Here is a 4,764-nt window from a genome sequence, read left to right as displayed (position 1 = left end):
TAACCCACAGTCTAGGTCGACCCTCCGGAGACGAGAAGAGCCCCGGCGAGGATCTCTCCTCACCGGGGCTCTCCGCTCGGTCGGGATGACAGGATTTGAACCTGCGACCCCACGACCCCCAGTCGTGTGCGCTACCAAACTGCGCCACATCCCGAGCTGGCCGATCCGTGCCGGCCACCCGAAGATCTTACTACATCAGCGGCGCCGATGCCTCATCGGAGGCGGTCCTCAGGATCGTCGTCACTTCTTCCGACGCCGCTCGCGGACCCGCATGCTGACCTCGATCGGCGTACCGGAGAAGTCGAAGGTCTCACGCAGTCGCCGCTGGATGAATCGGCGATAGCCCGCGTCCAGGAATCCGGTGGTGAACAGCACGAACTTCGGCGGGCGGCTCGACGGCTGGGTCGCGAAGAGGATCCGCGGCTGCTTGCCGCCGCGCACCGGATGCGGATGGGCCGCGACGAGCTCGCCGAGGAAGGCGTTGAGCTTGCCGGTCGGGATGCGTCGTTCCCAGTTGTCCAGCGACGTCTGCAGCGCCGGGGCCAGCTTGTCCTTGTGCCACCCGGTGCGGGCGGAGACGTTGACGCGCGGCGCCCAGGTCACGTGCCCGAGATCGCGCTTGACCTCGCGCTCCAGGTAGTAGCGACGCTCGTCGTCGAGCAGGTCCCACTTGTTGTAGGCCAGCACCAGTGCGCGGCCGGCGTCGACGGCCATCTGGATGATCCGCACGTCCTGCTCGGAGATCGGCTCGTCCACCGAGAGCAGCACCACCGCCACCTCGGCCTTGTCCACCGCCCGCTGGGTGCGGAGCATCGCATAGTACTCCGAGCCGGAGGCCATATGCTGTCGCCGGCGGATGCCGGCGGTGTCGACGAATCGCCAGGTCTCGCCGCCGAGCTCGATGTGCTCGTCCACCGGGTCGACGGTGGTCCCGGCGACGGTGTCGACGACGACGCGCTCAGAGCCGGCGAGCTTGTTCAGCAGCGAGGACTTGCCCACGTTCGGCCGGCCGACCAGCGCCACCCGGCGCGGGCCGCCCGAGGGCACCAGTCCGCCGTGCTGGGCGGTCTCGGGCATCGCCTCCACGGCGGCGTCGAGCACGTCGCCGGTGCCGGTGCCATGCACCGCCGAGACCGGATACGGCCGACCCAGACCCAGGTTCCACAACGCGTGGACCTCGATCATCTGCGCCTCGGAGTCGACCTTGTTGGCCACCAGGAACACCGGCTTCCTCTTCCGCCGGAGCATCCTGACGACAGCCTCGTCGACGGCGGTCGCGCCGACCACGCCGTCGACGACGAAGACCACCGCATCGGCCTCGTCGACGGCGAGCTCGGCCTGGTCGGCCACCCGCCGATGGATGCCGCGGGCGTCCTTCTCCCAGCCGCCGGTGTCGACGATGGTGAAATCGGTGCCGTTCCACTCGGCGTCGTAGGACACGCGATCCCGGGTCACCCCGGGCACGTCCTCCACGACGGCCTCGCGCGAGCGGGTGATGCGGTTGACCAGCGTGGACTTGCCCACGTTGGGCCGCCCGATGATCGCCAGCACCGGCGGGGCCCCGACATGCGCGGGCCCGCCGAGCGGCTCACCGTCGGCGTCGAGCAGCAGCGCGTCCTCGTCCTCGAGCTCGTAGTCCTCGAGACCGGCGCGCAGCGCCTCGGCCCGGGCGTCGGCCTCCTCGTCGGTCATGGCCGCGAGGCGCTCGGCGATCTGGTCGTCCTCGTGTCCGACGGCGTAGTCCTCGCCGTCGGGTGTGTCAGCGTCGTGTCGGGCCAACTGGTGCTCCTGGTGGTGGAAGAAGGTGGGGTGACGAGTCGTGCTCGGGATCTGGGCCGGGCCGTGTGTCAGCGCACCGCGCGCACCCGGTCGACCAGCGAGGCGACCGTCTCCTCGAAGGTCAGATCGGTGGAGTCCAGCACGGCGACGCCGTCGGCGGCCTCGGTGAAGTTCACCGCCGTGGAGTCCTTGGCGTCGCGGGCGATCACCTGCCGGTGCAGCGTCTCGGCGGACTGCTCGCCGCCGAGCTGCAGGCCGCGGCGGGCCAGTCGAACCTCCGCGGAGGCGGTCAGCAGCACCCGCACCGGCGCGTCGGGAGCGACGACGGTGGTGATGTCGCGGCCCTCGGCGACGACGAAGCCGGCCTCGTCGATGATCCGCCGCTGGGCGTCGACCAGCAGCGAGCGCGCCCGCCGATTGGTGGCCACTTCGGAGACCGCCTCGGACACCGCCGAGCCGCGGATCGCGTCGGTGACGTCGGCCTGCCCGACGGTGATGGTCTGGTGGTCGGGGTCGGTGGAGATCGACAGCGGCAGCTCCTCGACGGCGACGGCGACGGCGTCCTCATCGTCGAAGTCGATCGCCTGGTCCAAGCAGTACCAGGCCGCGGCGCGGTACATCGCCCCGGTGTCGAGATAGGCCGCGCCCAGCTCGCGCGCGGCGGCGCGGCAGACGCTGGACTTGCCCGAGCCCGAGGGCCCGTCCACGGCGACGATCAGCCGCGGAGCACCGGCGGCGGACTGCGGCGTCTGCGCGCCCTGCCCCTCGGCGGACGCTGGGGCGGCGGCATGCTGCGAGGCACCGGCGCTCATGACTGGATCACCTTCCATCCCATCTCGGCCAGCGCATCGGCCAGCTCCTGCTGTCGTCCCGGCAGCACGGACAGCTCCACCATACCGACCTCGTGGCCGGCGGAGTGGTCCATACGCATGTCTTCGACGTTGACGCCCACGGTGGCGACGTCGTCGAGCACTGCGGCGATCTGGCCCGGCCGATCGTCGACGATCACCGCGATCTTCGCGAAGGACTGCGGCGGCGCGCCGTGCTTGCCCGGCACCCGAGCCTGGCCGCTGTTGCCCTCGGCGATCAGCTGGGCGATGTCCGCCCGCCCGCCGGGGGCATCGGGAGCCTCCATCGTGCGGATGAGCCGCTCGACATCCTCGCGCAGCCCGTGGAGGACGTCCACCAGCGGCACGGAGTTGGCCGCCAGGATCTGCACCCACAGGTTCGGGTCCGAGGCCGCCAGGCGGGTCACGTCGCGCAGCCCGTTGCCGGCCAGCGCCAACGCGGTGGTCGGGGCGTCCTGCAGCCGGGAGGCGACCAGGGAGGCGGCGATCTGCGGCAGATGCGAGATCAGCGCCACCGAGGCGTCATGCTCGGCCGCGTCCATGTGGTGGACGGTGGCGCCGAGCCGCGAGGCGATCTCCTCGGCCCAGGCGACCGCCGCCGGCGAGCTGATCCGTTCGCCGGTGCTCGGGTCCGCGGCCGTGCAGATCACCCACGGCATCGAGGTGAACAGCGCCCCGCGGGCGGCCACCGGGCCGGACTGCTCGCGGCCGGCCATCGGGTGGGTGCCCACGTAGCGCACCAGGTCCTCGCGGCTCAGCTGCTCCCCGGCGTCGTCGGCGCGGCCGAGGAGCTCGCGCAGCACCGAGTCCTTCACCGAGGCGACGTCGAGGACCAGCGCCTGAGGGAAGCGCAGGAGCGCATCGGCGACCTCGTCGGCGGTGACCTCCGGCGGTGCGGCGACGACGACCAGCTCGGGGTCGACGAGCCCGTCCTCCCAGAGTGCTCCGGCACCGATGTCGCGGGCCACGGCCTGCGCAGTCGGCGAGGGATCGGAGAGCCTGACGTCATGGCCGTCGGCCCGCAGGCCGATGCCGATGCTCGCGCCGAGCAGCCCCGTGCCGCGGATCAGCACGCGCGGGCGGCTGCGCCCGTCGTCGGGCAATGTGGTCAGTGGATTCACCGGCCTCCCTCCTGTGCCCCGGGGCGCATGCGGCGCGTCGATCGGGGGCTCGAACTCGACGGCGCGCGGGAAGCCCGCGCCTTCTTCGGCGCTCTGTTCGGCGCCGGCTCTGCCGCCGGCTCCGGCGACCGCTGCGGCGCGGGCTCCGCCTCGCCGTCGTGGGAGCCGGTGCGACCTCCCGGCTCCACACCGGTCAGGTCCAGCAGATGGCCCAGCTCCAGCCGCCCCAGCGGTCGGATGGTGCCCTGCAGCTGGTCCCCGATGGTGATGCGACCGATCGCCGTGCGGACCAGACGACGGACCGGACGGTCCATGTAGTCGAAGATCCGCCGCACGATGCGGTTCCGTCCGGAGTGCAGAGTCACCTCCACCATGCTCCGGGTCCCCGAATTCTCCAGGATGCGGCACTCGTCGACGGCGATCGGGCCGTCCTCGAGCTCCACGCCCTCGAGCAGGCGACGGCGGTCGGCGGCGGTCACCCGACCCGCGGTCTCCACCAGGTAGGTCTTGGGCACCTCGTAGGAGGGATGGGTCAGTCGGTGCGCCATCTCCCCGTCGTTGGTCAGCAGCAGCAGGCCCTCGGTCTCGCGGTCCAGCCGGCCGACGTGGACCAGCCCGGGCGCCGAGGTCTCGGCATCGAGGTGGTCGCCGATGCACGGACGCCCCTGCGGATCCGACATGGTCGTCACCACGCCGGCGGGCTTGTTGAACATCAGGTACTGGTGCTCGACGGCGAGGGTCACCCGCACGCCGTCGACGTGGATGCGCACCGCCTCAGGGCGCACTCGCACACCCAGCTCGACGACGACGCGACCGTCGACCTCCACGCGCCCTTCGGCGATGAGGTTCTCGCAGACGCGGCGCGAGGCGACGCCGGCCCGGGCGAGGACCTTCTGCAGCCGCTCCCCCGACGGATCGTGGACGGCGGCGAAGTTGTCCTCGGCCTCGTCGAGGCGCGGCTTGGCGCGGCGGTCCTCGTCGGCGACCAGACGCTGGGGGTCCACGTCGGCGAACGG

The 4,764-nt window shown here is 71.9% G+C and carries 4 protein-coding genes and 1 tRNA gene; all 5 read right to left on the bottom strand.

Features of this window, described 5'->3' with window-relative positions; genetic code table 11:
- Positions 1-80: 80 nt before the first annotated feature.
- Positions 81-154 (bottom strand) — tRNA-Pro (locus tag GU5_RS0109100).
- Between the two features lie 86 nt (positions 155-240).
- Positions 241-1,779, bottom strand: a complete 1,539-nt coding sequence (gene der / locus GU5_RS0109095; RefSeq protein ID WP_010525274.1) for a ribosome biogenesis GTPase Der — start codon at positions 1,777-1,779, stop codon at positions 241-243.
- A gap of 68 nt (positions 1,780-1,847) precedes the next feature.
- Complete coding sequence (cmk, locus tag GU5_RS0109090; RefSeq protein ID WP_010525273.1) at positions 1,848-2,591, bottom strand: (d)CMP kinase; 744 nt, start codon at positions 2,589-2,591, stop codon at positions 1,848-1,850.
- On the bottom strand, positions 2,588-3,748 hold the full coding sequence (locus tag GU5_RS0109085) for a prephenate dehydrogenase (RefSeq protein ID WP_010525272.1): 1,161 nt from the start codon (positions 3,746-3,748) through the stop codon (positions 2,588-2,590). Before GU5_RS0109085 ends, cmk begins: the two co-directional genes overlap by 4 nt.
- On the bottom strand, positions 3,745-4,764 hold a 1,020-nt coding region (locus GU5_RS14970; protein WP_010525271.1), incomplete at its 5' end, for a pseudouridine synthase. The genes GU5_RS0109085 and GU5_RS14970, both read right to left, overlap by 4 nt.

Source organism: Nesterenkonia sp. F, from assembly GCF_000220985.1.
Lineage (GTDB): Bacteria > Actinomycetota > Actinomycetes > Actinomycetales > Micrococcaceae > Nesterenkonia.
Note: the sequence above shows the minus strand (reverse complement) of the source record. Positions and strands in the feature narration are given on the sequence as shown.